Origin of the sequence: Ruegeria sp. (genome assembly GCF_040830605.1) — a bacterium.
Classification (GTDB): domain Bacteria; phylum Pseudomonadota; class Alphaproteobacteria; order Rhodobacterales; family Rhodobacteraceae; genus Ruegeria.
On sequence record NZ_JBFOMD010000003.1, the window covers coordinates 76,526 to 102,703 of the forward strand.

The window sequence follows — 26,178 nt, forward strand, 5'->3', positions numbered from 1 at the left end:
TATCGCAAAAATGCCGAGGCAGCGCGGGACCGACACAGGGAAGTTCCGCGCAAATCCCGGGTCTCGATTCGAAACGGTTGAAATCATTTGCGCTTTGGCTAGCTTTTGCTTGGGAGGAACTATAATGCAGACGACGGTGCACCCGGTGACAGCGGGGCCTGTGTCGAATGTCTTGATCGTTGACGACCATCCGCTTTACCGCGATGCGCTGGCCTCGGCGCTGGAACTTGGCTTTGACGCCTGCCAGATTCGCAAGGCGTGTACGCTGAAAGAGACATTCGAGACGCTTGAAGACGGGTTCGAGCCCGATCTGATCATGTTCGACCTGAAACTGCCTGACGTGGCGGGCATTTCAGGATTTCAGGAATTGCGGAAACGCTTGCCGGCGGCGCGGGTGCTGGTGATCTCGTCACTGGCCTCGGCCGAGCTGGTGCGGTCGCTGCTGGACAGCGGGGCGATGGGGTTTCTGCCCAAGGATGCCTCGGTGCAGACGCTGAAGTTTGCGTTGAACGAGATTGCGTCCGGGCGGCGCTATGTGCCGCAGGAGTATCGCCAGACCGCCGAGACGCCGGCGCCGGAACAATGCGAGTTCCGCTCGACCCCCGAATTGTCGACCCTGACCCCGCAGCAGACGCGCATCCTCAAGCTGATCTGCGCGGGCAAGCCAAACAAGCAGATCGCCTATGAACTGTCGCTGGCCGAAGCGACGGTAAAGGCGCATATCACTGCGTTGCTGCGGCGGCTGGGCGTGCGCAACCGGACGCAGGCGGTGGTGCTGGTCGACTCGGTACTGGCGCGTCAGGCCGGCAGCGAACCGGAGGCGCGCGCCTTTCTAAAACACTAATTCGAAACGCCATAGGATTGACCATGCTCGACATCACAGACGGCCCCACCTTCATTCAGATCGGTCAGTCAGGGTCCGCTGACGCGCGAGAGGCGGTCCGCGAGGCGGCGTCAGAGCTGGATCTGGCCAAGACCCGGTTTGTGCTGGCCTTCATCCCGAGCACGCTGGATCTGACAGACGCGATGGGTGGCATTGACGACAGCCTTGCAGGGGTTCCGGTCTTTGGCTGCACCACGGCCGGGCAGATCACCACCAAAGGGTATGAGACCGATGCGCTTTTGCTGCTGGCCTTTCCCAAGGCCAATTTTCGCTGCGCGTCGATCCTGTTTGAGGATCTGAACCCGCTGGATACGACGAGTATCGCCCAACAGGCGCAAAAGCAGACCGAGAAGTTTCAGCACACGGCGGGCTGGAACCGGCTGGCGCTGATGTTCTCGGACGGGCTGTCGAAGCAGGAGGATCTGCTGGTCTCGACGCTTGAGACGGTACTGGATGGCTTGCCCATATTCGGCGGTTCCGCCGGGGACGGGCTGCTGTTCCAGGAGACCTTTGTGCTGCACAAGGGCGAGGCGCATACCAACGCCGCGATCCTGCTGCTGATCGAGACCAATCTGCAATTCCAGGGCTTTGGGTTCGATCACTTCCTGCCGGTGGGCTCTCAGATCATCATCACCGATGCGGACCCGGATGAGCGGGTGGTCTATGAGATCAACGGCGCGCCTGCCGCCGAGGAATATGCGCGGCTGGTCGGCTGTCCGGTGGATGCTTTGTCGCCGCAGGTGTTTGCCGAGAACCCGATGTTGTTGCGGCATAACCTGAAATATTATGTCCGCGCGATCCGGGATGCGACCGCCGGGCATGCGCTTTCGTTTCTGGCGGCCATCGATGACGGTCTGATCATGACGCTGGGGCGCGGGCAGGCGATCCTGAAGACGCTTGAGACCGGTCTGAGCGTGAAGGATCACAAGGGGCGCGCGCCGGACTTCATCCTTGGGTTCGATTGCGTGCTGCGCAAGCTTGAGATCGAACAGAAGCAGCTGCGCCGGCAGGTGTCCGACATATTACAGTCGCGGCGGGTGCTTGGGTTCAACACCTATGGCGAGCAGCAATCGGGCGTTCACATGAACCAGACCTTTGTGGGCGTTGCGTTCTTTGAACCCGAGACCAGGACGCTGAACTGATGATGATCGACCCCCGGGATCCGCTCGAGCTTCAGGTAGCCAAACAGGCAAAGATCATCGACGCGCTGATGCGGCGGGCCAACCGGCAAAAGGATGTGGGGCCGTCGGCCTTTCGCGCGTTTCAGTCGGCGATCGAGCTGCAGCAGCAGGTCATGGCCCAGAGCCGCGATCTGGAGCGCGCCACCACCGAGCTGGAAAGTGTGCGCTATGAACGCGAGCGCACCCGCAAGAGCCTGGTCGAGGCGCTGTCGTCGATGGAAGAGGGCTTTGCGCTGTTCACCGACGGTCAGCTTGATCTGTGCAACGAGCTGTTTCTGAACCTGTTGCCCGATATCTCGGGTCAGGTGGTGCCGGGGCTGCGGATCAGCCGGTTTTTCGCACTTATGTCCGGCAGCACGTATTTCACCTCGTCCGACCGCAGCCTGATGCAGGTGGCCGAGGCGCTGGCGGATAGCCGGGATGACGGCACCATCACCTCGGTCGTTGTCGAGCTGTGCGAGGACCGCTGGTATCAGATGAGCGCGCAGCATACGTCGCGCGAGAACGTGGTTCTGCTGCTGACCGAGATCACCGCGGTGGTCCGGCGCAACCGGGATGAAAAGGAAACCCTGATCGACCGGCAGGAGGATTACCTGCAGGCGGTGTTTCAGAACATGAGCTCGGGCATTTGCAGCTTTTCGGCGGATGCCGAGGTGATGATGCATAACGGGCGGTTTCGCGAGATCCTGGGTCTGCCGGTGCCGCTGCTGGAACCGGGAATGCAGGTGCAGCGGCTGCTGGATTTCATGCGCGCGCGCGGGCTGATCAAGGCCGATGACGAGCTGAAGGTGGAAACCTGGCGGCGCGAGCTGAACACCAAGGGCTGGTTGCGCAAGCGGGTGCGCGACGGGTCGGACCGGGTGCTGGACATTCACGCCAACAAGCTGCCCGATGGCGGTTTTCTGGTGGAACTCAAGGACGTCACCCTTGAGGCGCGCACCACCGAGATGCTGGAAAACCGGGTGATGGCCCGCACCGCCGAGCTGACGCGGGCCAATGACAAGCTGGTCAAGGAGTATCAGGAAAAGGCGCAGGTCGAGGAAGAGCTGCGGCTGGCCAAGGAGCGGGCCGAGGCGGCGGTATCGTCGAAGACCCGGTTTCTGGCCGCCGCCAGCCACGATCTGCTGCAGCCGATCAACGCGGCCAAGCTGTTGATTTCCACCCTGAAAGAGACCACGCGGCAGACCGACCTGTTCGACATGATGGAGCGCCTTGACGGGGCCTTTGGCTCGGCCGAGCAGCTGTTGCATTCGCTGCTGGATATCTCTCGCCTGGAAAGCGCCGATCCGGATGCGGTTTCGCCCACGGATGTCAGTTTGGCCTCGATGATGGGCGGCATTCACGGCGACCAGACGCTGGTGGCCGAAAAGAAGAACGTCAAGCTGGATGTGGTGCCGTGTTCGGCTTTCGTGCGCTCGGACCCGGTCTATCTGTTACGCTCGATCCAGAACCTTGTAGTGAACGCGATTCAGTATACCGATCCGGGCGGGCGGGTGCTGGTGGGGTGCCGTCCGCGCGGGGACAAGGTGATCCTGCAGGTCTGGGACACCGGCATCGGCATCGCCCGCAAGGATCAGGCCCGCGTGTTCGAGGAATTCGCCCGCGCCGATAATGTGCCCTTCGGGTCGGGCATGGGGCTGGGCCTTTCGGTCGTGGACCGGGCCTGCCGCCTGCTGGGGCACAAGCTGTCGGTGCGGTCCAAGCCGGGCGTGGGCTCGGTCTTTAGCATCGAGATGGACCGGGTGGAAAGCGCGCAGATCCCGGCCGAGCCGGTGGTTCTGTTGCCGCAATCCGAGGATATGTCGCTGGATTACATCGTCATGGTCATCGAGAACGATCAGGATGTTCTGTTCGGCACCACCCAGTGGTTGGAACAGTGGGGCGCCAGCGTATTGCCCGCGCGGTCGACGCAGGAGGCGCTGGATTTCGTCGAGGACATGGGCATGCCGCCGGACATCATCCTCGCTGACTATCAGTTGGACGGGGACGATACCGGGGTCGAGGCCATCGCGCGGATCAGGGCGATGACCAGAACCCATGTGCCCGCCATCCTGATCACCGCCAACCGCAGCGAAAGCCTGCGCGAGGCGGGCATTCAGAACGATGTGTCGGTGATGACCAAGCCGGTGAAACTGTCGCGCCTGCGTCCGCTGATCGACTGGAAGATCCGCTGGCAGCCCACCGCACGCAGTGTCGGCGGGGGTCTGGGCATACCGACAAAAGTCGCCGGTGACAGGCCGGTCTGACGCCATAAGCTGTGTGCGGGGAGGAACGATCATGTGGACACGCACCCTGCTGACCGGGATTTGCGCCGTGGCCCTGAGTGCCGGTCTGGCTTGGGCCGAGCCGGTCGATGGCGAAAAAACCTATGATCTGCTGTTCAAGACCGGAACGCTGGATGCCATCGGGCGGGACAGTGCGCTGGTTTACCGCCGCGAGGTGGTCAATGCGCTGAAACCGGACGCCGCCGAGCGCGATACCGGAGATATCGCCCTGTCGTTTCGCCCGGATCAGGTCGAGATGGCGCATCTGCAGTTTCAGCAGGGCGAAAAGCACAGGTCCCTGGGTATTTTTCCGGCCAGCGTCGGCAATCCGATGATCATGTATTTCTATGAAACCGTGGTGCGCGACATGGCCGAAGCGGCGGGCGGCAGCCCGTTCTACATCCGCAACCGCGTTAAGGCGTCGCTGATCGAACCGTCCGAGGTTGAGTCCGGCGAGGCAGTGATCGACGGCAAGACGGTCGCGACCCAGACCATCCGGCTGCGCCCGTTCGAGGATGATCCGAACCGCAAGCTGATGCAGGGTTTTGGCGATCTGGAGCTGAGCGTAACGATGTCGGATGCGGTGCCCGGCTGGTATCTGAGCCTGATCGCCGAAGCGGCGCCGGATCAGGGGAGCGTGGTGTATCGGTCGGAAACACAGTTCGACCATCTTGAGGAGGCGCAATGAAGTATTGGGTCGGAGCTTTCTTTGCCATTTGCCTGCCGTTTGCTGCATGGGGGCAAAGCGTGGCCGAGCGGCTGAACGATTACCCCACCGCCGCGCGGGCGGATTACGTCTTTGCCTGCATGGCCACTAATGGCCAGAGCCGCGAGATGCTGGAGCGATGTTCCTGCTCGATCGACGAGATCGCCGCGATCCTGCCCTATGAGAGATACGTGCAGGCCGAGACGGTGCTGTCGATGCGGCGCGTGGGCGGCGAGCGCATGGCGGTCTTCAAAAGCGCGGTGATGCCGGAGACCCTTGTGGCCGAGTTGCGCCGGGCGCAGGCCGAGGCCGAGATCGTCTGTTTCTGAGTTGCCAATGACAACCGCGGCCCCGGATGTTTTCCAGACGCGGTTGGTTTGGCCGGTACTCGTCAGGGCTTGAGATTATCTGCGACAAGCTCACATTGCTGAGATTGAAATCCGGTCGGTGCAAATGTCAGTTCGAGCCCTGTCCAGACCTTCGATCTACACGGCCTATGGCAGCGCTCAATCCAGTGTAAAGAGTTCCTGACGTTCGCGGACCCCTCGGAGGCGATATTGACCAAGAGACACCAGATCGGGAACGCTTTCCAGCAATGGGGCCGCGACCTTGGCGGAAATCACAATGGCCTGATCGACAGCGCTGCACATACCCAGGATACGTGAGGTTGTATTGACCGCCGGGCCAATGACGGTGAAATCGAGCCGCGTTTTGCCGCCAATGTTCCCATAGAGGACGTCGCCGGCGTGGAGAGCAAGGGTAAAGCCCGTGGTTGCCAATCCGTCCGTTGCGCGCCGTTCGTTCAACGAGACAAATGCATCGCGCAACTCCTGAGCGGCGTCAATTGCAACACGTCGGGCATCGGGTATCTGATCCATGTCGAAAATGGCAAGCATCCCATCACCCATGAACTTCAAAACGTTTCCACCGTAGCGTTCGACCACATCCACGGCCTCGGCAAAGCAGTCGTTGAGCATTTCGATAATCGCGGTGCCGGGCAAGGTTTCGGACAGTTTGGTAAACCCCTGCAAATCGAAATACCAAATCACTGCCGGGATCGTTTGAGAGGACCCGCGCGTGATATCACCGGACAGAACCCTTTTGCTGGCATCACGGCCCAAATATGCCGCCGTGATGTCTTCGGCCATCAGCCGGTTTGCCCCGCATTTGAGGGTCAGGCAAAGAGGAGGCAATAACTGGCGTAACCCGTCGAGATGGGCGTCGCTGAAACCGCCTGGCGCGTCCGTGGCAAGGGAAATGATCACGCCTTCTTCGGCGTTCATCGGGTCTACGGGGGCCGCGTTATCCTGGCGAAGGAACATTCGCTTTGCGGCAAAATAGTCGGTGGCCCCGCGGTCGCGAAGCTCATCAAAGATGGGAAAATTCAGCGCAGGATCCGGGACGAACAGCTTTTGCCGGATTTCCTCAATATTGTTGTTCAGAAGATAGTAGATCGGGCTCTGCAAGTATTCTTCCGGTGCATCGGTTCTGCGCCGAAAATCCACGCGTTCGTTTTCGCCATCGCGATGCCAGCGAAAGGCCACTGTGCCAATCTCGGGATGGTGGGCGCGCATGGTGATGTTTGCTCGCTGCAAGGGGATGCCCGCCGCGACCAGCCGGTTGCAGCACGCCTCAAGCCAAATCTCGACGGGGGTGTTTTCAAGACCCTGCTGAATCAACCAGTCCGTGAGATCCTTCAGCGCCGCCGTCAGTTCCCAGTTTTCGAGTGTTGGAGCTGCCATATCGTCCTCTTCCAGCGATCAGTTCGATCAAATTGCCCGCGCCTTCACGTAGGGGGCTGTTTTATGAAGTCTAAGCACATTGCATATTCCATGCAGTCATTTCGCAACCCCAAGCCCGCCCTTGAAACGTGCCAAAGGCATTCGGCTAATGGGCAATGCATGTCGCCATCCAATCTTGGCTAGTCAGATTTGATTTATGAAGTGACGCTGGATTCCACTGTTTTGATGAGAACTCCAATGACTGTATGGTCCGCTCAACTGCCGTTCGCACAGTGTGGAGAACGTGTGTTTTTCTGGCCGTGATTGGCTTTCGGAGGTTTGCCGCTGTGTCGCCAGGTGATGCGATCCGACAACTTATGCCGGGTTCACTCCACTTGCCTGTCTTTCCGGCCATTGGTCTCAGGGTGCCGATTTGTGTCTCCGCATAGCGAGTTTGCGGCAGGTATCCCCGCGCTCAAGCGCCGGTAATCTCAAGCCACGACAGGTATTGGCCGGTTGTCAGGTCTGCGAAGCCTTGGGCAGAACGCTTTCGAAGGTGTTGCCTTCGGTATCCGTGGCCTTGACGGTCAGCGCGGTTGCGCCGTTGTCGTTATACGAGAACCGGAAGACCGGGTTTTCCGAGATCGAGATGCCGCCATCCATGGTGAAGAGCAACTCATCATCCTGCCAGACCTCGAGATGGTCGATGAAATGGGCCGGGATGAAGAGCTGGGTGATCTGATCGCGTTGCAGCCCGGAATAGTTCGGGTGGCGGATCATGATCTGGGCTTCGCGGCGCGGCGTCGACATCTGCGTGTCGCCGTCAAACAGCCGGAGCTTCATCTTGCCCATCGAGGCAAGTGCCGCTTCGGGATCTTTCGTGGCCGGTGCCGAGCATCCGCCGGAGGCCTTGACGAACCGACCGGTCATGTGCAGCCCGTCCGGCGTTTCCGCGATGACGCGCACGTTGGAATACTGGTCAACGCGCACCCGCAGCTCGAAATCCAGCTGTCCCATTGCGGGAGTGAAGGTGAAGACGCCCGCGACCGGCGCGGGGTTTTCGTCGATCACCACGGTTGCCGCCGTGATCGGCGTGTCGGGGTCGAGCTGTTTGAGTACAACCGGAACGGTTGCCGCATCATGGGCGCGATACGGGGCATCCATCGCCAGCAGCGTATCGGCGCTGCCGATCTGGACGTCGCCCACGATGTCGCCTCGCAGATCCTGCCATGTGGCGCTTTCCGTCAGCGGGTTCTTTACCGACCCGCCCGCCCACAGGGGCGCGGCCAGAAGCGATGTCGCGGCTGCGATCCATACGAGTCTTGAGGCCATATCATCTCCTCCCGTATGACATTTGTTCTCATATGGCATAAAAACCGGGGAAAATATACTCCGACCAAAGGCTGCATGGTGTTCACGGTTGCGTGTGGCAGGCTGTGGCCGGGGAGGTTTCGCCATGTTCGAAGCTGTGATTGCCGTCTGTCTGACCGTAGCTGGCGGACCGTGCCGGGACCAGTTGCTGCCCGGTTACGAGGCGCCGACCGAAGCGCTGTGCCTAGCTGCGCTTGCGGCGTGGCCTCCGGTTGTCAACGCGGGGCTTGAGGCCGATGGCGCGCCGTTTTGTCAGCCGGTGGGTGAAGTGCTGGATTTCGAAGAGGTGGCCGAGGGCGTCTTTGTCCATATGGGTCTGATCGAGGAACCAAACCGGGCCAATCGCGGCGATGTGTCGAATATCGGTTTCGTGGTAGGCGGCCAGAGCGTGGCGGTGATCGACGCGGGCACTGCGCCCTGGATGGGTGAGGGCGTGTGGCGGACGATCCGGGCGCGGACGGACAAACCGGTCAGCCATGTGATCCTGACCCATATGCATCCCGATCATGTGCTGGGCGCATCCGCGCTGGTCCGGGGCGGGGCCACGGTGGTTGGACACGCCGCGTTGCCGCGCGCCTTTGCGGATCGGCGGGACAATTACGTCGAAAGCCTTGAGCGGCTGATCGGGCCTGAGGTCATGCTGGGCGCGGGGGCGGTGCCGGTGGATGTGACGGTCGAGGACAAGGCAGAGATCGATTTGGGCGGGCGGGTGTTGGAGTTAAGGGCCTGGCCCATGGCGCATACCGGGGCCGATCTGACCGTGCTGGACCAGGAAACAGGCACTCTGTTTGCCGGCGATCTGGTGTTTCACCGGCATTTACCGGCGCTCGACGGGCGGCTTTTGGGCTGGCAGGCGGTACTGAAGGAGATGTCGGGGCTGGAGATTGCGCGCGTTGTGCCGGGTCACGGTGGCCCCGTGCTGGACTGGCCCGCAGGCGGGACGGATCAGCAACGGTATCTCGACGTGCTGGAGGCTGACACCCGCGCGGCCATCGACGCGGGCCAGCGGCTGGGCGAGGCGGTCGAGGGGATCGCCCAGAGCGAGGCCCCGCTGTGGGAGCTGTTCGAGGCCTATAATCCGCGCAACGCGACCGTGGCCTTTACCGAACTGGAGTGGGAATAGCCGCAGGCTCAGCCCTGATCCTGTGCCACCTGCTGCAACATCTGCGCAATGGAAAACAGGCGGCGTTCGATGATCTGGGGTGTTTCGCACAGATAGGTGATCGAGCGCTGCCGGTCCGTATAGATGAGCTGATCCCAATCCAGCCGCTCTTCCAGGCTGTCGATCTTGTCGAAATCGGGTTCGGTGGCGGCAAGGGCGGTGTCCATTTCAAGCCGGGTGGCGTCGATCTGTTCGGCCAAGGCGATCTGGCTCAGCGAAAACTCGCCAATTCCCTTGATGATTCGCCCGCGGCGTTTGGACAGACCGTTGAAGACGCGGTCGAAGACCAGGCCGAGAATGGCGGGATCGCCGTTGTACTGGGTGGCAAAGGCCTCGACCTGCGGGCGCAGATCCTCAAGCTCGACCCGTCGCAGGGCCAGCGCGTCGGCCAGGTCCGCGACGTCGTCGCGCAGCGTTTTATCTGTGTCCAGCAAGGCCGGATCGACCGGAAACGGCCACATCAGACCCAGCGAAAGCTGTTCCACCTTGCGTTGTATGCAGGGCCAGGTGGGATCGGAGAAATCCGCAGACTGCACCGGTGCGGCCAGCGCCATTGCGGCCAGCGCAAATGCGAACGGTCCGGTTTTCGACATCGGCGTGCCCTCCACGCTGCCAACTATGTCGAAGGGTAGGGGCCGAGTCCATTCGCCCCAATACACACCATTGTCTCAATTGTTCGGCATATGGGCCTGCCTCCATACTCGTTTCCGACAATCGGTGTCCGTGAAGCACCGGTGCTGGGGAGGAGACTGCATGAGGACACGAGCTGCGGTGGCGATGGCTGCGGGCCAGCCCCTTGAGATCATGGAGGTTGAGCTTGACGGTCCGAAGGCGGGCGAGGTTCTGGTCGAGATCAAGGCGACCGGCCTGTGCCATACGGACGAGTTCACCCGGTCGGGTGCGGACCCCGAGGGCATCTTTCCCTCGATCCTGGGCCACGAGGGCGCGGGGGTCGTCATGGAGGTGGGCGAGGGCGTGACGGGCCTTGCGGTGGGCGATCACGTGATCCCGCTTTACACGCCCGAGTGCCGGGAATGCGAGTATTGCCTGAACCCGAAAACCAACCTGTGCCAGAAGATCCGGGCGACGCAGGGGCAGGGCCTGTTGCCGGATGGCAGCACCCGGTTCTCGATGCTGGATGGTACGCCGATCCATCACTACATGGGCTGTTCGACCTTCGCCAACCACACGGTGGTGCCCGAGATCGCGCTGGCCAAGATTCGCAAGGACGCGCCGTTCGACAAGGTCTGTTACATCGGCTGTGGTGTGACGACCGGGATCGGGGCGGTGATCAACACCGCCAAGGTCGAGATCGGCAGCCGGGCCGTGGTCTTTGGCCTGGGCGGGATCGGGTTGAACGTGATCCAGGGCCTGCGGCTGGCCGGTGCCGACCAGATCGTCGGGGTGGACCTGAACGACGACAAGGTCGGGATGGGCACGCATTTCGGCATGACCGATTTCGTGAACCCCTCGAATGTCGAGGGCGACATGGTCGCGCATCTGGTCGAGCTGACCGGCGGCGGGGCGGATTACACCTTTGACGCCACCGGCAATGTTGGGGTGATGCGCACCGCTCTTGAAGCCGCGCACAAGGGCTGGGGCGAGAGCATCATCATCGGGGTGGCCCCGGCTGGCGCCGAGATCGCAACGCGGCCTTTCCAGTTGGTGACCGGCCGGGTCTGGCGCGGCACCGCCTTCGGCGGCGCCAAGGGGCGGACCGATGTGCCCAAGATCGTGGACTGGTACATGGACGGCAAGATCGAGATCGATCCGATGATCACCCACAAGCTGAGCCTCGACCAGATCAACCACGGTTTCGACCTGATGCACGAGGGCAAGTCCATCCGCGCGGTGGTGGAGTTCTGATCATGGATCTGACGGTCATCTCGGAAAACCGGAGTTTTGGCGGCATCCAGACGGTGTACCGCCACAGCTCGAACACCTGCGGGTGCGAGATGACCTTTGCCGTTTACCTGCCGCCCAAGGCCAAGGATGGGCCGGTGCCGGTGCTGTGGTACCTGTCGGGCCTGACCTGCACCCATGAAAACGCGATGACCAAGGCCGGGCTTCAGGAACATGCCGCGAAATACGGGCTGGCCGTGGTGTTTCCCGACACCTCGCCGCGCGGTACGGAGGTGGCCGATGACGAGGCTTATGATCTGGGCCAGGGGGCCGGGTTCTACGTCAACGCGACGCGCGATCCGTGGCGGCAGAATTTCCGCATGTATGACTATGTGGTGAGCGAGCTGCGCTCGATCGTCATCGACAATCTGCCGGTGCAGGACCGCCACGGCATCACCGGGCATTCGATGGGCGGGCATGGGGCGATCACCATCGCCATCCGCAATGCCGCGCTGTTCGATTCACTCTCGGCCTTTGCGCCCATCGCACATCCGACCCAGTCCGACTGGGGTCGCAAGCAGCTCAGCACCTATCTGGGCGACGATGAAAGCAGCTGGGCCGAGCATGACTCGACGCTGCTGCTGGAAGAGTACGGCTGGAAAGGGGATCTGTTGGTGGATCAGGGCGCCAGCGACCAGTTCCTGGACCTGCTCAAGCCCGAGGCGCTGGCGGGCATGATGGCCAAGCGGCGGCAGCCCGGGCAGGTGCGCCTGCAGCAGGGCTATGACCATTCGTATTTCTTCGTGAACACCTTCGCACAAGACCATGTCGCGTGGCACGCGGCGCGGCTGTGCTGACGAAACAGCAAGGAAAGGGTTTTCGTGATTAAGACGCTCATTTCAGCAACCTGCCTGACGCTTCTGCCGGTACTGGCGCTGGCCGACGGCGAAGTCGCAGGCGATACGGCCAAGGGCGAAAAGGTCTTTCGCAAATGCAAAGCTTGCCACGCCGTGGGTGAAGGCGCCGAAAACAAGGTAGGCCCGATGCTGAACGGCATCATCGGCCGGGCGGTCGCCGCCGATGAGAGCTTCAAGTATTCGGACGCTCTGAAGGCATTGGCCGACGAGGGCAAGGTCTGGACGCCCGAAGAGCTGGCCGCGTTTCTCGAAAAGCCGCGCAACTATGCCAAGGGCACCAAGATGTCCTTTGCCGGTCTGCGCAAGGAAGCTGAAAGAACGGATGTGATTGCGTATCTCGCGACCTTTGCCGAGGAGGGGGCGTGACCAAGGGGATTGCCTGCCTGCCACGGGGAGGATGTGGCGGACAGGCATAAAACGGCACCTGACCCTATCCCGGATCAGGTGCATCACCGCGGCGCTTGCGTCGCAATCAAGGGAGGAGCACGAATGAAAAAGCTGATGCTTTTGACTTCCGGGATCGCCCTTTGTGCCGCCACGATGGCGTTCGCAAACGACGATCTGATTTCCCAGATGGAGAACCCGGCACAATGGGCGATCCAGACGGGCGACTACAAGAACCAGCGCTATTCGCAGCTTGACCAGATCACTGCCGAGAATGTCGGCGATCTGCAGGTGGCGTGGACCTTCTCGACCGGCGTTCTGCGCGGGCACGAGGGTTCGCCGCTGGTGATCGGGGACGTAATGTATGTGCACACGCCATTCCCCAACATCGTCTATGCGCTGGATCTGGCAAATGACGGCAAGATCCTGTGGAAATACGAGCCCAAGCAGGACCCGAACGTCATTCCGGTGATGTGCTGTGACACCGTGAACCGCGGTGTGGCCTATGCCGAGGGCAAGATCTTCCTGCATCAGGCCGACACCAAGGTGGTGGCACTGGATGCCGGGACCGGTGCGGTCGTCTGGGAGGTCCAGAATGGCGATCCGTCCATTGGCGAGACCAACACCGCGACCGTTCTGCCGATCAAGGACAAGGTCATCGTCGGCATCTCGGGGGGTGAGTTCGGTGTGCGCGGGTCGGTGACGGCCTATGACATGAACTCGGGCGATCAGGTCTGGCGCGCCTATTCCATGGGACCGGACGCGGACATCCTGGTTGATCCGGAGAAAACCACGCATCTGGGTCAGCCGGTTGGCGCGGATTCCGGGACCAACACTTGGGAAGGCGACCAGTGGACGATCGGTGGCGGCACCACATGGGGCTGGTACTCGGCGGATCTGGAAGAGAACCTGATGTACTACGGTACCGGGAACCCCTCGACCTGGAACCCGGCGCAGCGTCCGGGCGACAACCGCTGGTCCATGACCATCATGGCCCGCGACATCGATACCGGCATTGCGCGCTGGTTCTACCAGATGACGCCGCATGACGAGTGGGACTATGACGGCATCAATGAAATGATCCTGACGGAGCAGGAATTTGGTGGCGAAACGCGCAAGCTGCTGACCCACTTTGACCGGAACGGTCTGGCCTACACGATGGACCGGGTGACCGGTGAGTTGCTGGTGGCCGAGAAATTCGATCCGGCGGTCAACTGGACCACGGGCGTCGAAATGGATTCCGGCAAAGAGGAATACGGACGTCCCTATGTGGTTGCGCAGTACTCGACCGAGCAGAACGGCGAAGACGTGAACTCGACCGGTATCTGCCCGGCGGCGCTGGGTACCAAGGACCAGCAGCCGGCGGCCTATTCGCCGAAGACCCAACTCATGTATGTGCCGACGAACCACGTCTGCATGGACTATGAGCCGTTCCGCGTGTCCTACACCGCAGGTCAGCCCTATGTGGGCGCGACCCTTGCGATGTATCCGGCGCCGGACAGCCATGGCGGCATGGGCAACTTCATCGCCTGGGACAACGTCACGGGTGAGATCAAGTGGTCGATCCCCGAGCAGTTTTCGGTCTGGTCGGGTGCTCTGGCAACCGCGGGTGACGTCGTGTTCTACGGCACGCTCGAAGGTTACCTGAAGGCCATTCACGCCGAAACCGGTGAGGAGCTTTACAGCTTCAAGACGCCCTCGGGGATCATCGGCAACGTGATGACCTATGAGAGCGGCGGCAAGCAGTATGTCGGCATCCTGTCGGGTGTCGGTGGCTGGGCCGGGATCGGTCTTGCGGCCGGTCTGACCAACCCCAATGACGGTCTGGGCGCCGTGGGCGGTTATGCAGCCCTCAGCGACTATACCGCGCTGGGCGGTCAACTGACCGTGTTCGCATTGCCGAATTGATGTAAACAAGGGCAGGCGCGGCTTTCGGGCCGCGCCTGCCCCGGGCCCGTAGAGCAGGTGAGACTTTCATGAATTACGCAATACGACTTGTTGCAATTGGCCTTGTGACGGGCCTTCCGATTGCCACGACAGCCGACAATCTGACCGCCGCCTATTCCGAGGATGGGCGGTATTACACCGATGACGATATCCCGACCTACAACATCGGTGAGGACGGGACGGTGGACTGGCTGACCTATTCCGGCTTTCGCCGGTATCATTCCGAATGCCATGTGTGCCATGGGCCCGAGGGCGAGGGATCGACCTATGCCCCGGCGCTGAAAGTGTCGGCCATCGATATGGACTATTACGATTTTGTCGACGTGGTCACCAATGGCATCCAGAAGGTGAGCGCGGCCGAGCAATCGGTGATGCCCGGGTTCGGCGAGAACCCGAACGTGATGTGTTATCTCGATGACATCTATGTCTACCTCAAGGCACGCGGTGCGGAGGTTGTTCCGCGCGGGCGTCCGCCGAAGAAGGAAAAGAAATCGGATGTGATCCGTGAAGATGAAAATGCCTGCCTCGGCACGTAGGGCTTTTGCCGTCCTTGCCATTCTGACGCTTGCAATCTTTCAGGCAGGTCCCGCTGATGCCCAAACCTCGGACCTGGTGTCGCAGAACGCGCTGAGGGTGTGTGCCGATCCGGCCAACGACCCGGTCTCGTCCCAGGATGAAACGGGGTATGAAAACAAGCTGGCCGAGCTGATGGCGGCAAAGCTGGACTTGCCGGTGCAATACACCTGGTTTCCGCAAGCCACCGGGTTCATCCGCAATACGCTGGCGGCCAAACAGTGCGACGTGGTGATGGGCTATGCGCAGGGCCATGAGCTGGTTTTGAACACCAACCACTATTACACGTCGGTCTATGTTCTGATCGTGCCGGCTGATGGCGATCTTGCGGGTGTCGAGACGTTGGGAGATCCGGCCCTCAAGGGCCGCCGCGTCGGGGTCATCGCGGGCACGCCGCCCTCGGCGCATATGGCGCGCAACGGGCTGATCGCGACGGCCAGACCGTATAACCTGTTTGTCGACCGCCGTGTGGAAAGCCCCGCGGTGGACATGCTGGAGGATCTGAATTCCGGTGAGATTGATGCGGCCATCCTGTGGGGGCCCTTGGGCGGGCCGCTGGTCAAGGAGGGGTATCCGGGGCTCAAGGTGATCCCGCTGATCCGCGAGGAACGGCCCCCACGCCTGTTTTTCCGCATCACCATGGGCGTGCGGCATGGCGAGAAGGTCTGGCAGCGCAAGCTGAACTCGCTGATCCGGCGCAATCAGGATGAGATCAATGCCCTGCTGGCCGAGGCGGGCGTGCCGCTGGTCAGCGATCTGGGCACCGAGGTTCTGGAGCCGTCGCAATGAACCGTGTCTTGGCCGCCTTGCTGGTGACGGCGCAGGCGGCGGTGGCGCAGACCGTGCCCGAGCCGGACGACTACCGCATGGATCACTATCGCGCGCCGGTCCCGGCCAGCATCGCGGGGGGCACGACGGTTGGCCCGGAAGAGGCGCATGAGCTTTGGCAGGATGGCGGTGTGGGCTTTATCGACGTGCTGCCGCAAGCGCCCAAGCCCGCCAATCTGCCCAAAGGCACGATCTGGCGCGACAAGCCGCGCAACAGCATCCCCGGGGCGATCTGGCTGCCCAATGTGGGGTACGGAGCGATTGCCGATGTGACGGCGGATTACTTCCGGCGCGGCCTGGAGCAGGTTACCGAGGGCGATCTGTCCCGGCCTGTGGTGATCTTTTGCCTCGAGGATTGCTGGATGAGCTGGAATGCCGCAAAACGGGCCATCGAATGGGGCTATTCCGACATTTTCTGGTTCCCCGAAGGGACCGATGGCTGGCAGCTCTGGGACTATCCGCTGGAACGGGTTGAGCCGCTGGAGCCGCAGCCTTCGCAGCAGGGATAATCTAGAATCCAGCGAGGTCCTTGTGGAGATGGCTGACGGTTCCGTCGGTATCGGTCATCGTCACATCCACCGAGCGTGACCGGCTGGGCACCGACAGGCCCACGCGCGGGTTCTCAGACAGCGAGATCGAGCCCGTCATCTCGACATACCCGGCCCCATCCAGGTCGATATCCACCGATTCCACATAGCGCATCGGAATGAACAGCAGCGAGATCTGGTCCATCTGCATGCCCGAGTGGGACGGGTGAGAGATGTCCACGTCCATCCGGTTCGCTCGCGTACCCAGATTGGCGAGGCGTCCGCCGACGCTCAGCGCCGGGGCGCTGCCAGTGACCTCAACCTGCATCTGGCCCAGCGTGGCCATGGCGATCTCGGGGTCGGTGCCCGGTGGTGCGGCGCAGGCGCCAAGGCCGGAGGTCTTGACGAAGGTCTCCGAGACCCAGAGGCGGCCGTCTGTGGTCTCGGCGATCACGTGCAGCGGCGTCGGGCCGTTCACGCGCAGGGTCACGTCGAAATAGAAGCTGGGTTGCGGCACATCCAGTTCGAACACCGCCGAGACCGGCATCGGATTTTCGTCGAGAACCAGTGTCACCTTGCCGATGTTGAGACCCTCGGGCGCCACCACCTGCGCGGCCAGTTCGGTGCGCGCATCGTCCGGCGTGCGGTAGGGCGCGTCGATGGCGATCACCTTGTCGCCGTTCAGAAGCGTGCGGTCGCCATAAAGCTGCACGCGGATATTGTCCCAGGCTTCGTTTGAGGCAAAGGCAGGCAGGCCGATGGCGCAGATCAGCGCGGCGACGACGGAAGCTTTCGCCAGCACGGTCATGAGCCCGCCGCGCCGAAGCGTGCCACAAGGGCGTCCAGCCCGGCCTGATACACCGCCGTCACTGCTGCAATCGCGGCCTGATCGTTCAACTCTTCGGGCGGGTCGTTGTTGGGGTAGCCGCGGTAGAAGGCCCCGCGCCATTCGATCAGCGACCCGCCATCGTCGCGCGGTTTGACGGTCAGATGCGAGGAGTAATTGGTGACCGGCAGCACCTCGACCTTCACATCGGTGATCCGGTAGGAATAGCTCATCGCGTCGGCGCTGTATTTATAGAGCACTTCCGAAATCGTAGGCCCGCCTTCCTCGCCCAGGGTCAGCACCCGGGTGGCGTCGATGTCGTTGCCGTTCTCGCCCGTGGTCGCATGCACCGCCGGGTGCCAGGACATGTCCTGAAAATCGCCGATGGCGGCCCAGACCTCATCCGGGGCTGCGGCGACCTCAGCGGTCAGCGTGATCTTCTGCCGGGTGGGGCCATGTGCCAGCGCCCAGGCCGGGAACAGCGCCAGCCCCAGTGCCGCGAGAAACGTCCTTCGTATCATCGATCCTTTTCCTCCGTGAAGATCGGCGTGTTTGAATCGCGTTGCCCGCCCTGTCTCGTCCCGCCGCACATGGCGCGAGAAACAGAAGCAAGATCAGTCGCATACGTCCATTCTTATAAAATAAGAATCGAGGTTAATGATGAAGCTGCTAGGGTTTCTTTTACAACACGGCCAAAAGTATCGGTTCCAATCCGAGCCCTGAGCCGCTGATAAAAGGGAAAGCCCGCGCCTGGCCGGGGCGGGCTGTGGGAGGACATCTTGCGTAACCGCCTTACGCCGCTATTCGCGGCCCTGATCTGGTGTGCGTCGGCCATCTCGGCGGCTGCGGTCGAGGTGAAGGCGGCGGTGCTGCGGGTAGACTATCAGACGCTGCTGCCGATCTCGCGCTATGACCTGCGCCCGGACGATCTGGGATTTGCCGGGGCGGTGCTGGCGGATGAGGATAACGGCACCACCGGCGGTTTCCTTGGCCATACTTATGAAACGTCGCATATCGCAGCGCCGCCCGAGCAGGCGGATGCGGCGCTGGACCAAATCCTGGCCGATGGGGTTCGGCTGGTGGTTGTCCTTGCGAATGCCGAGGATCTGTTGCGCCTGACGGACAAGGCGGCCGAGGCCGGTGCGCTGGTGTTCAACGCAACCGCCCCCGATACGGCGCTGCGGGACGGGGAATGCCGGGGCAACCTGCTGCATATCGCGCCATCGCGTGCGATGAACGCGGATGCGGTGGCGCAATTCGCGGTGTGGAAGAAATGGGGCGACTGGTTCCTGATTGCGGGCTCGAATCCCGCGGATGTGGCGCTGGCCGAGGCGTTCCGGCGTTCGGCGGTCAAGTTTGGGGCCAGGATCGTCGAGGATCGCACCTTTGAGGATACCGGGGGCTCGCGGCGGACGGATTCGGGCCATGTTCTGGTGCAGCGGCAACTGCCGCTCGACACGCAGGACGCCAGCGATCATGACGTGGTGATTGCGGCGGATGAGACGGATTATTTCGCCCGGTATCTCTCGTATCACATCTGGACACCCCGGCCCGTCATGGGCGCGGGCGGTCTGCGCCCGGTCGCCTTTCACGGCGCGCATGAGGCCTGGGGGGCGACCCAGTTCCAGACCCGGTTCGAGGAACTGGCAGGGCGCTATGTCCGGCCCGAGGATTACAACACCTGGCTTGCCCTGCGCGTTGTGGGCGAGGCGGTGACGCGCGCCAACACCGCCGAGCCCGACGGGGTGCGCGACTATGTCTTGTCGGAGGAATTCGGGCTGGCCGCGTTCAAGGGGCAGAAGGTGACGTTCCGCGACTGGAACGGGCAGTTGCGGCAGCCGATCCTGCTCTATGACGGCTCGATCACGGTCAGTGTCAGCCCGCAGGAGGGGTTTCTGCACCAGACCTCACCGCTCGACACCATGGGGCTCGACGGTCCGGAATCCGGGTGCACGGCCTTTGAATAAATGGAGATGCGCATGAAATCCCTGGTTTTTTCCATCGCTCTTGCTGGCTTGATTGCCGGGCCGGGACATGCAGGCAAGGCGTTTGTGTCGAACGAGCGCGGCAACACGATCACCGTGGTCGATACCGACAGTTGGGAGGTCATCACCGAGTTCTTCGGCGGCAACCGTCCGCGCGGTATCACGGTCAGCCCGGATGGCACCAAGCTCTATGTCTGCGCCTCGGACGACAACATCGTGCGGGTCTTTGACACCGAAACTTATGAGGAGCTGCCCAGCCTGCCCTCGGGACCGGACCCTGAGTTGTTCGTGATCGAACCTGCAGGCAAGCGTCTATACATCGCCAACGAGGACGACAATCTGGTGACCGTGACCGATACGGAAACCCGCACCATCCTGGCCGAGGTGCCGGTGGGGGTCGAGCCCGAGGGGATGGGGATCAGCCCGGATGCCAAGTTCGTGGTGAACACGTCCGAGACCACCAACATGGCGCATTTCATCTCGACCGAGGACTACCAGATCAAGCACAACGTGCTGGTCGATCAGCGCCCGCGCTATGCGCAATACACCAAGGACGGGACGCGCCTGTTCGTTACCTCCGAGATTGGCGGCACTGTCACGGTGATGGACATTGCCGAGGATGGTACGCCTTCGGTCGTGGGCAAGATTGGGTTCGAGGTGCCCGGCGTCTTGCCGGAATGGCTGCAGCCGGTTGGCGCCAAGGTGACGGCGGACGGTACGCGGCTGTTCGTGGCGCTGGGGCCCGCGAACCGGGTGGCCGTGGTGGATGCGCAGAGCCTTGAGGTGCTGGACTACATCCTTGTGGGTCAGCGTGTCTGGCAGCTGGATTTCACGCCGGACGGAAAGTACCTGCTGACCACCAACGGCAACTCAAACGACATCACGGTGATCGATGTGGCCGCGGAAAAGGCGGTTCGATCCGTGCAGGTGGGTCAGCAGCCCTGGGGCGTGGTGACAATCGACTGATCCAAGGGGAGGGATAAGGATGAAGAGACTTATGGCAGCGGCGCTGGCCGCGATGATCGGGGGCCCGGTAGCGGCGGCCCCCTTGTGTGACGATCTGGGCTTTGCCGGGCTGCTGGCCAAGTGCAACCGGGGCGAGACGATCAAGCTGACGCTGGCCTCGGGCCAGCCGTTGGGCGAGGACGCGGTGCTGCAATCGGGGGCCTATTACAAACTTGAGATCACTGCCGACGGCTCGGCGGAGCTGGCGGTCGAGGGGCCGGATTTCTTTCGCGCGATCTGGATGAACGAGATCGTCATCAACAAGATCGAAATCCGCCCCATGGCCATCGACAGTATCGAGTTCGACAAGGCCGGCGTGGCCGAGCTGTCCTTTATCGCGATCAAGCCCGGCAGCCATGAAATCCGCATCCCTGGCTCGACCGGCGATGCGCAGAGCGTGACCATCAGCATTCAATGACCGGAGGACCGACCATGAAGAAGATCGTTGTACTTGCCGCTGCCCTTGTCGCCGCGCCCGCTTTTGCCGAGGGCGAGGTGGACGCCGAGACCGTTGAGAAGATCGAGGCGTATCTGGCCTCGATCGAATGCCAGATGGACCCGGACGATATCGAGGTCGAAGAGGGCGGATATGAGCTGGACGACGTGATCTGCAAGGGCGGCAAGCAGTTCGATATCGAGCTGGACAAGGACCTCAATGAGGTTGGCCGCCGGGAGGAATGACAAGGAAGGGGAAGCCATGAGAGCGCTCAAGCCCTTATTTGCCGCGCTGGCGTTGCTGGCCGGCCCCGTGTGGGCCGAGGGCTTGCCGACGATCCGGGCGGCGGTTCTCAAGATCGGCACGGTGAACTGGGAGCTGGCCACGATCACCGAAAACGGTCTGGACGAAAAGCACGGGTTTGAACTGGATATGCAGCCCTATGCCGACAACGGCGCCACCCGTATCGCGGTTGAGGGCGGCGAGGCCGATATGGCCGTGGCCGACTGGATCTGGGTGGCGCGGCAGCGGGCGGCGGGCAAGGATTATGTCTTTATCCCCTATTCGAGGGCGGTCGGCGGTGTGGTGGTCCCCGAAGACAGCTCTGCAGGAACCCTGCGCGATCTGGCGGGCGGCAAGATCGGGATTGCAGGCGGGCCGCTGGACAAGTCCTGGCTGATCCTGCGGGCCTATGCACAGCAGGAATACGGCCTCGACCTGAAGGCCGAGACCGAGCAGGTCTATGGCGCCCCGCCGCTGATCTTCAAATCGGCCTTGGGCAACGAATATGCGGGTGCCATCAACTTCTGGCATTTCCTCGCCAAGATGAAAGCCTCGGGCATGAAGGAACTGATCTCGGTCGAAGAGGCGGGGCAGGCGCTGGGGCTGGATACCGATACGCCGCTGCTGGGTTATTACTTCAAGGAGAGTTTTCTGAACGAACACCCCGATCTTGCGCAGGGCTTCTTTGAGGCCAGCCGCGAGGCGAAGGAGATGCTGGCAGGTTCAGATGCGGCGTGGGAGGCGATCCGCCCCCGGATGAACGCCAAGACGGACGCGCAGTTCGATCAGCTTAAGGCAGACTGGATCGCAGGCATCCCCGCGCGCGGTCCGGTGGATGCGGCGGCGGCGGACCGGATGCTGGCGCTGATGGCTGAACTGGGCGGGGCCGAGCTGGTGGGTGAGGCGACATCGATGCCCGAGGGTCTCTTTGCGGATGTGAAGTAAGCGCGGATGCAGGATGCGCGCCTTACGCCGGTACTGTCGATCGCGGGGCTGATTTCGCTTTGGGTCGTGGCGGCGCTGCTGACGGATGATGCGCAGATCCTGCCGAAGCCTTGGGCACTGGCGCCGCTCGCGGCGCAGGAACTGGCCTCGGGCGAGTTGCTGCGGCATCTTGGGGCGACGCTGTTTCGGGTGATCTGGGCCTTTGCACTGGCGATGACGCTGGGCACGGCCATCGGGTTGGCCATGGGACGGTCAGAGCGGCTGAACCGCTGGCTCGACCCGTGGCTGGTGATCTTTCTGAACCTGCCCGCGCTGGTGCTGATCGTGCTGTGTTACCTGTGGATCGGGCTGACCGAGGCGGCCGCGATCATTGCGGTGACGCTGAACAAGGTGCCGAATGTGGCCGCCGTGGTGCGCGAAGGCGGGCGGGCGCTGGATCGTGATCTGGACGCCATGGCGCAGGTCTATCGCATGCCATGGGCGACGCGGATGCGCCACGTGATCCTGCCGCAGCTTGCCCCCTTTATCGCCGGTGCCGCGCGGTCAGGCGTGGCGGTGATCTGGAAGATCGTGCTGGTGGTCGAGTTCCTCGGCCGCTCGTCGGGCATCGGATTTCAGATCCACCTCTATTTCCAGCTGTTCGACGTGGCGCTGGTGCTGGTTTATGCGCTGTCCTTCATCTGCGTGATGCTGCTGGTCGAGTGGCTGATCCTGCAACCGTGGGAACGCCGCGCCAGCCGGTGGAGGACGGCATGATCCGGGTGGACATACGCGCCAAGCGCTTTGGCGAGACGCCGGTGCTGGGGCCTATAAGGTTCGAGATTGCCAAGGGAGAAACCGTGGCGTTGATCGGACCCTCGGGGGTGGGCAAGACCACGCTGCTGCGCATTGTGGCCGGGATCGACACGGATTTCGACGGTGCGGTCGAACGGCCCGAGGCGCTGGCCTTTGTGTTTCAGGAACCCACGCTGCTGCTCTGGCGCAGCGCGCTCGACAATCTGCTGCTGGTGCATCCCGGGTTGAGCCGAGTGCAGGCGGTGGCTGCGCTGGATAGCACCGGGCTTGCGGGGAAGGAGGCGCTGTTTCCCGGTCAGCTCAGCCTCGGCCAGCAGCGCCGGCTGGCACTGGCGCGGGCGGTTGCCGGGCAGCCTGAACTGCTGATCATGGATGAGCCGTTCGTGTCGCTGGATGCAGAGACTGCCGAGACCATGCTGGCGCTGACCGAGACGCTGATTGCCCGGCACCAGCCCGCCACGCTGTTCGTGACCCATTCCCGGACCGAAGCAGAGCGACTGGGGGACCGTATCCTGAGTCTGCGGGCCGGGCCGGAGGGGGCAACGCTGGACTAGCGTGTTATTCCGCAGGTTCCTTGGCGGCGCCGGGGGCCACGCGATGGACGAGCGGGGCGTCCAGCTGGGCGGCATGTTCGTTTGCCTGTGCCTGCAACGCGCCGTGGTGGGGGGACTTGCTGCAGACCGGATCGGTTGCCCCGGCATCGCCGAGGATCGCCATGGCCTGACAGCGGCAGCCGCCGAAATCCACCGTCTTGCGCTCGCAACTGCGGCAGGGTTCGGCCATCCAGTCGGTGCCGCGATAGGCGTTGAAGGCGGCGCTGTGGTACCAGATGTCGGCAAGTGGTTTGTCCTGCACCCGCTCGAAACTCAGATGCGGGATGGATTGCGCGGCGTGACAGGGCAGGACCAGCCCGTCCGGGGCCACGTTGAGCCCGCTTGTGCCCCAGCCGCCCATGCAGCGCTTGGGGTAATCCTCATGGTAGTCGGCGGGCACATAGTCGATCACCAGCGTGCCCTTCAGTGTCTTGCGCGCCTCGGTCACGATGCGCGTGGCCTCCTGCGCCTGCTCTCTCGTGGGCATCAGCGCGTCGCGGTTTTTCAGGGCCCAGCCGTGGAACTGCACCGTTGCCACCTCGATCCGCCGCGCGCCCATGTCCTGCGCGATCTCCAGTGCGCGGGGCAGCTGGTGCATGTTTCGCCGGTGCAGCACGGCGTTGAGCGTCAGCGGAAACCCGATGTCCCCGATCCAGCCGGCCACCTGCATCTTGCGTTTGTAGCCGCCGCGATAGCCACCGATTTCATCCGCCATCTCGGGTGTCGTACCCTGGAGTGACAGTTGGACGTGATCAAGGCCGGCCTCATCCAGCTCGCGCAGGCGCCGCTCGGTCAAGCCGATGCCCGACGTGATGAGGTTGGTATAAAGCCCGGCGCGCCGCGCGGCCCGGACCAACTGCGTCAGATCCCGGCGCGAGGCGGGCTCACCTCCGGAAATATGCAGTTGCAGAACACCCAAAGCCGCCGCCTCGCGAAAGATGCGGGCCCATGTGTCGGTATCCATCTCGGCCTCTTGCCGGGCCATCTCGATGGGGTTCGAGCAATAGGGGCATGACAGCGGACAGCGGTGGGTCAATTCCGCCAGCATGGCGATGGGGGGCGGCGCGGTTGTCATGAGGTCACATCCAGAAACCGCCGGTCGCGCAGCGCGTCCAGAAAGCCAGCGCTGTCCTCGGCGATCTGGTCGGCGGGGGCGTTGTACTTTTCGGACAAGGCGGTGGTGATCTGGCCAAAGCTGCGCGTACCGTCCACCTCGTTCAGGATGGCGTGGCCGATGGCGTCGAGCGTCACCGCGCGCTCAGGCGCGAGCAGGACCCATTTGTCGCGCACCTTGTCAAAGTGCAGCCGAACGCCACGGGGGAGGGCGGGGATATCCTCGGGCAGCATCACGAGGCCCTCTGGAGCAGCAGGCCGGTGCCCGGAACCCAGGCGCCCGGCGGAATGCGGGCCGGTTCGACATAGGCCCCCCAGAGCGCATCGAGCTGGGACCAGAGCACGTCGGTCTTGAAGATCAGCGCCTCCGCCGCCGCGTCCTGTTTTTCGGCGGTATCGGCGTGATCCAGCACCCAGGCCAGCCCAAAGGCCACATCCTTGGGGGCCTCTTTCAGCCGGTTGCGGAAATAGGACAGCGAGGCGTCGTCGGCGAAGTCGTAGTGTTTCAGCAGTCCTTCGATGCGGTTGGCGTGGATCTTGGGCGCGAACAGCTCGGTCAGCGATGCGGCAACAGCTTCAAGCAGGGTCTTTTCGCGGACAAAACGCACATAGGCGTCCACCGCGAATTTGGTCGCGGGCAACACGCCCTTGCACGAGGCGACGTAGTCGGGATCGAGCCCCACCGCCTCGGCCAGCCGCAGCCAGCGCCGGATGCCGCCTTCGTTTTGGTCGGTGCCGTCATGGTCTTCGATGCGCGAACGCCAGATGCGGCGCATGTCGGGGTCTTCGACGCGGGACATGAAGGCCGCGTCCTTCATCGGGATCGAGTGCTGGTAATAGTAGCGGTTGATCACCCAGGCGCGGACCTGATCGGGGGTGCAGCCGCCGCCATGCAGCAGGTCGTGGAACGGGTGCAGGTCGTGATACCGCTCGGCCCCGATCTGGCGCAGGCGGGCTTCGAATTCATCGCGGGTTTGGGTCATAGCGTGATCTCCATTCCATCCTGACCGATGATCCATCCGGCGGCTTCGGCCTCGGCCCGTTCGGCAGAGTCCGGGCGCAGCACCGGGTTTGTGTTGTTCATGTGCACAAAAACCTTGCGGGCGATATTCAGCTCCGCGAAGGCGGCGATGGTGCCGTCCGGGCCGCTGATCGACATATGCCCCATGCGCTTGCCGGTTTTCTGGCCCAGCCCTGCGCGCAGCATTTCGTCGTCCGCCCAGAGGGTGCCGTCGAAAAACAGCAGGTCTGCGCCGTCGAGGCGGCTGCGCAGGTCATCGTTCAGGGTTGCGCAGCCGGGGATGTAGAACGTGTTTTGGGAGCCGGTTTGCAGGGCCACGCCGACCGTCTGGTCGCCGATCAGATCGGTCTGCACCTCTTCGCCTTCGAGATAGAGCGGGACCTTGCCGGGCACCGCAAACAGCGTTGCCGTGAGGCCGGGAACAAGTTTGAAGGGGGTGTCGAGCGCGATGGCGGTCCGGGCCACGACCGAGGCGTTCAGGGCGTCGAAGACCGGGTTCTGCGCCAGAACATCATGGATGGCTTGTGTGGCAAACAGGGTGAAGGGCTGCATCTCGCGCAGCGTAAGCAGACCGGCCACATGGTCGATGTCGCCATTGGTAACCAGAACGGAAGCCAAAGGAAGCTGCCGCAGGCCGGTCGGGTATAGGGACCGGGCGTGCGACAGCTGGATGCGGATGTCCGGCGATGCGTTCAGCACAGCCCAACTGTCACCATCTGCCGAGACGGCCAGAGAGGATTGAGTCTGAGAAGCGATCTTGCCGGAGCGCGCGAGTGAGCAATTAAGGCATCCGCAATTCCATTGGGGTAATCCGCCTCCGGCAGCGGCCCCGAGGATATGCGCGCGGAAGGTCATGGGAGTTCCGCACGCA

Annotated in this window: 29 protein-coding genes; 20 read left to right on the plus strand and 9 right to left on the minus strand. The window is 62.7% G+C overall.

The window, feature by feature from the left end; all coding sequences use genetic code 11:
* The first annotated feature begins 124 nt into the window (after positions 1 to 124).
* From AB3N21_RS04450 to AB3N21_RS04470, 5 genes are read left to right on the plus strand one after another with little or no spacing between them, the layout of a single operon-like run.
* Entirely contained in the window at positions 125 to 844 is a 720-nt protein-coding gene (locus AB3N21_RS04450; RefSeq protein WP_367934072.1) for a response regulator, read from the plus strand.
* A gap of 23 nt (positions 845 to 867) precedes the next feature.
* Positions 868 to 2,025 carry an FIST N-terminal domain-containing protein gene (locus AB3N21_RS04455; RefSeq protein WP_367934073.1) on the plus strand — a complete coding sequence of 386 codons (1,158 nt, stop codon included), beginning with the start codon at positions 868 to 870 and terminating at the stop codon, positions 2,023 to 2,025.
* On the plus strand, positions 2,025 to 4,310 hold the full coding sequence (locus tag AB3N21_RS04460) for a PAS-domain containing protein (protein WP_367934074.1): 2,286 nt from the start codon (positions 2,025 to 2,027) through the stop codon (positions 4,308 to 4,310). The genes AB3N21_RS04455 and AB3N21_RS04460 overlap by 1 nt, the downstream gene beginning before the upstream one ends.
* Positions 4,311 to 4,341: 31 nt before the next feature.
* Complete coding sequence (locus tag AB3N21_RS04465) at positions 4,342 to 5,016, plus strand: hypothetical protein (RefSeq protein ID WP_367934075.1); 675 nt, start codon at positions 4,342 to 4,344, stop codon at positions 5,014 to 5,016.
* Positions 5,013 to 5,363 (plus strand): hypothetical protein, encoded by a 351-nt coding sequence (locus tag AB3N21_RS04470; protein WP_367934076.1) that lies wholly within the window; start codon positions 5,013 to 5,015, stop codon positions 5,361 to 5,363. The genes AB3N21_RS04465 and AB3N21_RS04470 overlap by 4 nt, the downstream gene beginning before the upstream one ends.
* Positions 5,364 to 5,540: 177 nt before the next feature.
* Here the strand turns inward: AB3N21_RS04470 and AB3N21_RS04475 are convergent, their stop codons facing one another.
* Positions 5,541 to 6,776, minus strand: coding sequence for an adenylate/guanylate cyclase domain-containing protein (locus AB3N21_RS04475; RefSeq protein WP_367934077.1), 1,236 nt, complete (start codon positions 6,774 to 6,776; stop codon positions 5,541 to 5,543).
* A 498-nt stretch (positions 6,777 to 7,274) separates the two neighbouring features.
* Positions 7,275 to 8,087 (minus strand): quinoprotein dehydrogenase-associated SoxYZ-like carrier, encoded by an 813-nt coding sequence (locus tag AB3N21_RS04480; protein WP_367934078.1) that lies wholly within the window; start codon positions 8,085 to 8,087, stop codon positions 7,275 to 7,277.
* Between the two features lie 124 nt (positions 8,088 to 8,211).
* Between AB3N21_RS04480 and AB3N21_RS04485 the strand changes: the two genes are divergently transcribed.
* On the plus strand, positions 8,212 to 9,249 hold the full coding sequence (locus tag AB3N21_RS04485; protein WP_367934079.1) for a quinoprotein relay system zinc metallohydrolase 2: 1,038 nt from the start codon (positions 8,212 to 8,214) through the stop codon (positions 9,247 to 9,249).
* A gap of 8 nt (positions 9,250 to 9,257) precedes the next feature.
* On the opposite strand, the gene AB3N21_RS04490 is transcribed toward AB3N21_RS04485, so the two are convergent.
* Positions 9,258 to 9,881 carry a hypothetical protein gene (locus tag AB3N21_RS04490; protein ID WP_367934080.1) on the minus strand — a complete coding sequence of 208 codons (624 nt, stop codon included), beginning with the start codon at positions 9,879 to 9,881 and terminating at the stop codon, positions 9,258 to 9,260.
* Between the two features lie 160 nt (positions 9,882 to 10,041).
* On the opposite strand from AB3N21_RS04490, the gene AB3N21_RS04495 reads away from it, so the two are divergent.
* From AB3N21_RS04495 to AB3N21_RS04525, 7 genes are all read left to right on the plus strand, one after another.
* Positions 10,042 to 11,154 carry an S-(hydroxymethyl)glutathione dehydrogenase/class III alcohol dehydrogenase gene (locus tag AB3N21_RS04495; protein ID WP_367934081.1) on the plus strand — a complete coding sequence of 371 codons (1,113 nt, stop codon included), beginning with the start codon at positions 10,042 to 10,044 and terminating at the stop codon, positions 11,152 to 11,154.
* A gap of 2 nt (positions 11,155 to 11,156) precedes the next feature.
* Complete coding sequence (fghA, locus tag AB3N21_RS04500) at positions 11,157 to 11,987, plus strand: S-formylglutathione hydrolase (protein ID WP_367934082.1); 831 nt, start codon at positions 11,157 to 11,159, stop codon at positions 11,985 to 11,987.
* Between the two features lie 24 nt (positions 11,988 to 12,011).
* Positions 12,012 to 12,413 carry a cytochrome c family protein gene (locus AB3N21_RS04505; RefSeq protein WP_367934083.1) on the plus strand — a complete coding sequence of 134 codons (402 nt, stop codon included), beginning with the start codon at positions 12,012 to 12,014 and terminating at the stop codon, positions 12,411 to 12,413.
* 123 nt (positions 12,414 to 12,536) lie between these two features.
* On the plus strand, positions 12,537 to 14,339 hold the full coding sequence (gene xoxF5, locus AB3N21_RS04510) for a lanthanide-dependent methanol dehydrogenase XoxF5 (RefSeq protein ID WP_367934084.1): 1,803 nt from the start codon (positions 12,537 to 12,539) through the stop codon (positions 14,337 to 14,339).
* A 68-nt stretch (positions 14,340 to 14,407) separates the two neighbouring features.
* Positions 14,408 to 14,914: a c-type cytochrome, methanol metabolism-related gene (locus tag AB3N21_RS04515; protein WP_367934085.1), complete on the plus strand. Its 507-nt coding sequence runs from the start codon at positions 14,408 to 14,410 to the stop codon at positions 14,912 to 14,914.
* Positions 14,889 to 15,740, plus strand: a complete 852-nt coding sequence (locus AB3N21_RS04520; protein ID WP_367934489.1) for a substrate-binding domain-containing protein — start codon at positions 14,889 to 14,891, stop codon at positions 15,738 to 15,740. Before AB3N21_RS04515 ends, AB3N21_RS04520 begins: the two co-directional genes overlap by 26 nt.
* The gene (locus AB3N21_RS04525; RefSeq protein ID WP_367934086.1) at positions 15,737 to 16,288 is read left to right on the plus strand and encodes a PQQ-dependent catabolism-associated CXXCW motif protein; all 552 of its coding nucleotides are present in this window, start codon (positions 15,737 to 15,739) and stop codon (positions 16,286 to 16,288) included. Before AB3N21_RS04520 ends, AB3N21_RS04525 begins: the two co-directional genes overlap by 4 nt.
* 1 nt (position 16,289) lies before the next feature.
* On the opposite strand, the gene AB3N21_RS04530 is transcribed toward AB3N21_RS04525, so the two are convergent.
* Together AB3N21_RS04530 and AB3N21_RS04535 are read right to left on the minus strand one after the other, a co-directional pair.
* Positions 16,290 to 17,105, minus strand: coding sequence for a quinoprotein dehydrogenase-associated SoxYZ-like carrier (locus tag AB3N21_RS04530; RefSeq protein WP_367934490.1), 816 nt, complete (start codon positions 17,103 to 17,105; stop codon positions 16,290 to 16,292).
* 5 nt (positions 17,106 to 17,110) lie between these two features.
* Positions 17,111 to 17,653 carry an SRPBCC family protein gene (locus tag AB3N21_RS04535; protein WP_367934087.1) on the minus strand — a complete coding sequence of 181 codons (543 nt, stop codon included), beginning with the start codon at positions 17,651 to 17,653 and terminating at the stop codon, positions 17,111 to 17,113.
* A gap of 258 nt (positions 17,654 to 17,911) precedes the next feature.
* Between AB3N21_RS04535 and AB3N21_RS04540 the strand changes: the two genes are divergently transcribed.
* Genes AB3N21_RS04540 through AB3N21_RS04570 form a run of 7 tightly spaced genes read left to right on the plus strand, consistent with a single transcriptional unit; the run spans position 17,912 to position 23,134 of the window.
* Complete coding sequence (locus AB3N21_RS04540; protein WP_367934088.1) at positions 17,912 to 19,099, plus strand: ABC transporter substrate-binding protein; 1,188 nt, start codon at positions 17,912 to 17,914, stop codon at positions 19,097 to 19,099.
* A 12-nt stretch (positions 19,100 to 19,111) separates the two neighbouring features.
* On the plus strand, positions 19,112 to 20,083 hold the full coding sequence (locus AB3N21_RS04545; RefSeq protein ID WP_367934089.1) for a YVTN family beta-propeller repeat protein: 972 nt from the start codon (positions 19,112 to 19,114) through the stop codon (positions 20,081 to 20,083).
* Positions 20,084 to 20,102: 19 nt separating this feature from the next.
* Positions 20,103 to 20,540 carry a hypothetical protein gene (locus AB3N21_RS04550; RefSeq protein ID WP_367934090.1) on the plus strand — a complete coding sequence of 146 codons (438 nt, stop codon included), beginning with the start codon at positions 20,103 to 20,105 and terminating at the stop codon, positions 20,538 to 20,540.
* 14 nt (positions 20,541 to 20,554) lie between these two features.
* On the plus strand, positions 20,555 to 20,803 hold the full coding sequence (locus AB3N21_RS04555; protein ID WP_367934091.1) for a PepSY domain-containing protein: 249 nt from the start codon (positions 20,555 to 20,557) through the stop codon (positions 20,801 to 20,803).
* Positions 20,804 to 20,819: 16 nt separating this feature from the next.
* The gene (locus AB3N21_RS04560) at positions 20,820 to 21,785 is read left to right on the plus strand and encodes an ABC transporter substrate-binding protein (RefSeq protein WP_367934092.1); all 966 of its coding nucleotides are present in this window, start codon (positions 20,820 to 20,822) and stop codon (positions 21,783 to 21,785) included.
* A gap of 6 nt (positions 21,786 to 21,791) precedes the next feature.
* A complete protein-coding gene (locus tag AB3N21_RS04565; protein WP_367934093.1) occupies positions 21,792 to 22,541 on the plus strand; it encodes an ABC transporter permease in 750 nt (249 codons plus the stop codon).
* On the plus strand, positions 22,538 to 23,134 hold the full coding sequence (locus AB3N21_RS04570; RefSeq protein ID WP_367934094.1) for an ABC transporter ATP-binding protein: 597 nt from the start codon (positions 22,538 to 22,540) through the stop codon (positions 23,132 to 23,134). The genes AB3N21_RS04565 and AB3N21_RS04570 overlap by 4 nt, the downstream gene beginning before the upstream one ends.
* Positions 23,135 to 23,138: 4 nt before the next feature.
* On the opposite strand, the gene pqqE is transcribed toward AB3N21_RS04570, so the two are convergent.
* The 4 genes from pqqE to pqqB are packed head-to-tail and all read right to left on the minus strand — an operon-like array spanning position 23,139 to position 26,162.
* Entirely contained in the window at positions 23,139 to 24,248 is a 1,110-nt protein-coding gene (gene pqqE / locus AB3N21_RS04575; protein WP_367934095.1) for a pyrroloquinoline quinone biosynthesis protein PqqE, read from the minus strand.
* Positions 24,245 to 24,520, minus strand: coding sequence for a pyrroloquinoline quinone biosynthesis peptide chaperone PqqD (pqqD, locus tag AB3N21_RS04580; protein WP_171173432.1), 276 nt, complete (start codon positions 24,518 to 24,520; stop codon positions 24,245 to 24,247). Before pqqD ends, pqqE begins: the two co-directional genes overlap by 4 nt.
* Positions 24,520 to 25,269, minus strand: coding sequence for a pyrroloquinoline-quinone synthase PqqC (gene pqqC / locus AB3N21_RS04585; protein WP_367934096.1), 750 nt, complete (start codon positions 25,267 to 25,269; stop codon positions 24,520 to 24,522). Before pqqC ends, pqqD begins: the two co-directional genes overlap by 1 nt.
* The gene (gene pqqB, locus AB3N21_RS04590; protein ID WP_367934097.1) at positions 25,266 to 26,162 is read right to left on the minus strand and encodes a pyrroloquinoline quinone biosynthesis protein PqqB; all 897 of its coding nucleotides are present in this window, start codon (positions 26,160 to 26,162) and stop codon (positions 25,266 to 25,268) included. Before pqqB ends, pqqC begins: the two co-directional genes overlap by 4 nt.
* Between the last annotated feature and the right edge of the window lie 16 nt (positions 26,163 to 26,178).

Excerpts from the sequence above, each read along its gene's own strand:
- fghA (WP_367934082.1), top strand. The coding sequence starts at position 11,157 with ATGGATCTGACGGTCATCTCGGAAAACCGGAGTTTTGGCGGCATCCAG.
- xoxF5 (WP_367934084.1), top strand. The coding sequence starts at position 12,537 with ATGAAAAAGCTGATGCTTTTGACTTCCGGGATCGCCCTTTGTGCCGCC.
- AB3N21_RS04475 (WP_367934077.1), bottom strand. The coding sequence starts at position 6,776 with ATGGCAGCTCCAACACTCGAAAACTGGGAACTGACGGCGGCGCTGAAG.
- pqqE (WP_367934095.1), bottom strand. The coding sequence starts at position 24,248 with ATGACAACCGCGCCGCCCCCCATCGCCATGCTGGCGGAATTGACCCAC.
- AB3N21_RS04485 (WP_367934079.1), top strand. The coding sequence starts at position 8,212 with ATGTTCGAAGCTGTGATTGCCGTCTGTCTGACCGTAGCTGGCGGACCG.
- AB3N21_RS04495 (WP_367934081.1), top strand. The coding sequence starts at position 10,042 with ATGAGGACACGAGCTGCGGTGGCGATGGCTGCGGGCCAGCCCCTTGAG.
- AB3N21_RS04460 (WP_367934074.1), top strand. The coding sequence starts at position 2,025 with ATGATGATCGACCCCCGGGATCCGCTCGAGCTTCAGGTAGCCAAACAG.
- AB3N21_RS04555 (WP_367934091.1), top strand. The coding sequence starts at position 20,555 with ATGAAGAAGATCGTTGTACTTGCCGCTGCCCTTGTCGCCGCGCCCGCT.
- AB3N21_RS04455 (WP_367934073.1), top strand. The coding sequence starts at position 868 with ATGCTCGACATCACAGACGGCCCCACCTTCATTCAGATCGGTCAGTCA.
- AB3N21_RS04465 (WP_367934075.1), top strand. The coding sequence starts at position 4,342 with ATGTGGACACGCACCCTGCTGACCGGGATTTGCGCCGTGGCCCTGAGT.
- AB3N21_RS04515 (WP_367934085.1), top strand. The coding sequence starts at position 14,408 with ATGAATTACGCAATACGACTTGTTGCAATTGGCCTTGTGACGGGCCTT.
- AB3N21_RS04450 (WP_367934072.1), top strand. The coding sequence starts at position 125 with ATGCAGACGACGGTGCACCCGGTGACAGCGGGGCCTGTGTCGAATGTC.
- pqqC (WP_367934096.1), bottom strand. The coding sequence starts at position 25,269 with ATGACCCAAACCCGCGATGAATTCGAAGCCCGCCTGCGCCAGATCGGG.
- AB3N21_RS04535 (WP_367934087.1), bottom strand. The coding sequence starts at position 17,653 with ATGATACGAAGGACGTTTCTCGCGGCACTGGGGCTGGCGCTGTTCCCG.
- AB3N21_RS04560 (WP_367934092.1), top strand. The coding sequence starts at position 20,820 with ATGAGAGCGCTCAAGCCCTTATTTGCCGCGCTGGCGTTGCTGGCCGGC.
- AB3N21_RS04490 (WP_367934080.1), bottom strand. The coding sequence starts at position 9,881 with ATGTCGAAAACCGGACCGTTCGCATTTGCGCTGGCCGCAATGGCGCTG.
- AB3N21_RS04480 (WP_367934078.1), bottom strand. The coding sequence starts at position 8,087 with ATGGCCTCAAGACTCGTATGGATCGCAGCCGCGACATCGCTTCTGGCC.
- AB3N21_RS04545 (WP_367934089.1), top strand. The coding sequence starts at position 19,112 with ATGAAATCCCTGGTTTTTTCCATCGCTCTTGCTGGCTTGATTGCCGGG.
- AB3N21_RS04565 (WP_367934093.1), top strand. The coding sequence starts at position 21,792 with ATGCAGGATGCGCGCCTTACGCCGGTACTGTCGATCGCGGGGCTGATT.
- AB3N21_RS04525 (WP_367934086.1), top strand. The coding sequence starts at position 15,737 with ATGAACCGTGTCTTGGCCGCCTTGCTGGTGACGGCGCAGGCGGCGGTG.
- AB3N21_RS04520 (WP_367934489.1), top strand. The coding sequence starts at position 14,889 with ATGAAAATGCCTGCCTCGGCACGTAGGGCTTTTGCCGTCCTTGCCATT.
- AB3N21_RS04470 (WP_367934076.1), top strand. The coding sequence starts at position 5,013 with ATGAAGTATTGGGTCGGAGCTTTCTTTGCCATTTGCCTGCCGTTTGCT.
- AB3N21_RS04550 (WP_367934090.1), top strand. The coding sequence starts at position 20,103 with ATGAAGAGACTTATGGCAGCGGCGCTGGCCGCGATGATCGGGGGCCCG.
- pqqD (WP_171173432.1), bottom strand. The coding sequence starts at position 24,520 with ATGCTGCCCGAGGATATCCCCGCCCTCCCCCGTGGCGTTCGGCTGCAC.
- pqqB (WP_367934097.1), bottom strand. The coding sequence starts at position 26,162 with ATGACCTTCCGCGCGCATATCCTCGGGGCCGCTGCCGGAGGCGGATTA.
- AB3N21_RS04570 (WP_367934094.1), top strand. The coding sequence starts at position 22,538 with ATGATCCGGGTGGACATACGCGCCAAGCGCTTTGGCGAGACGCCGGTG.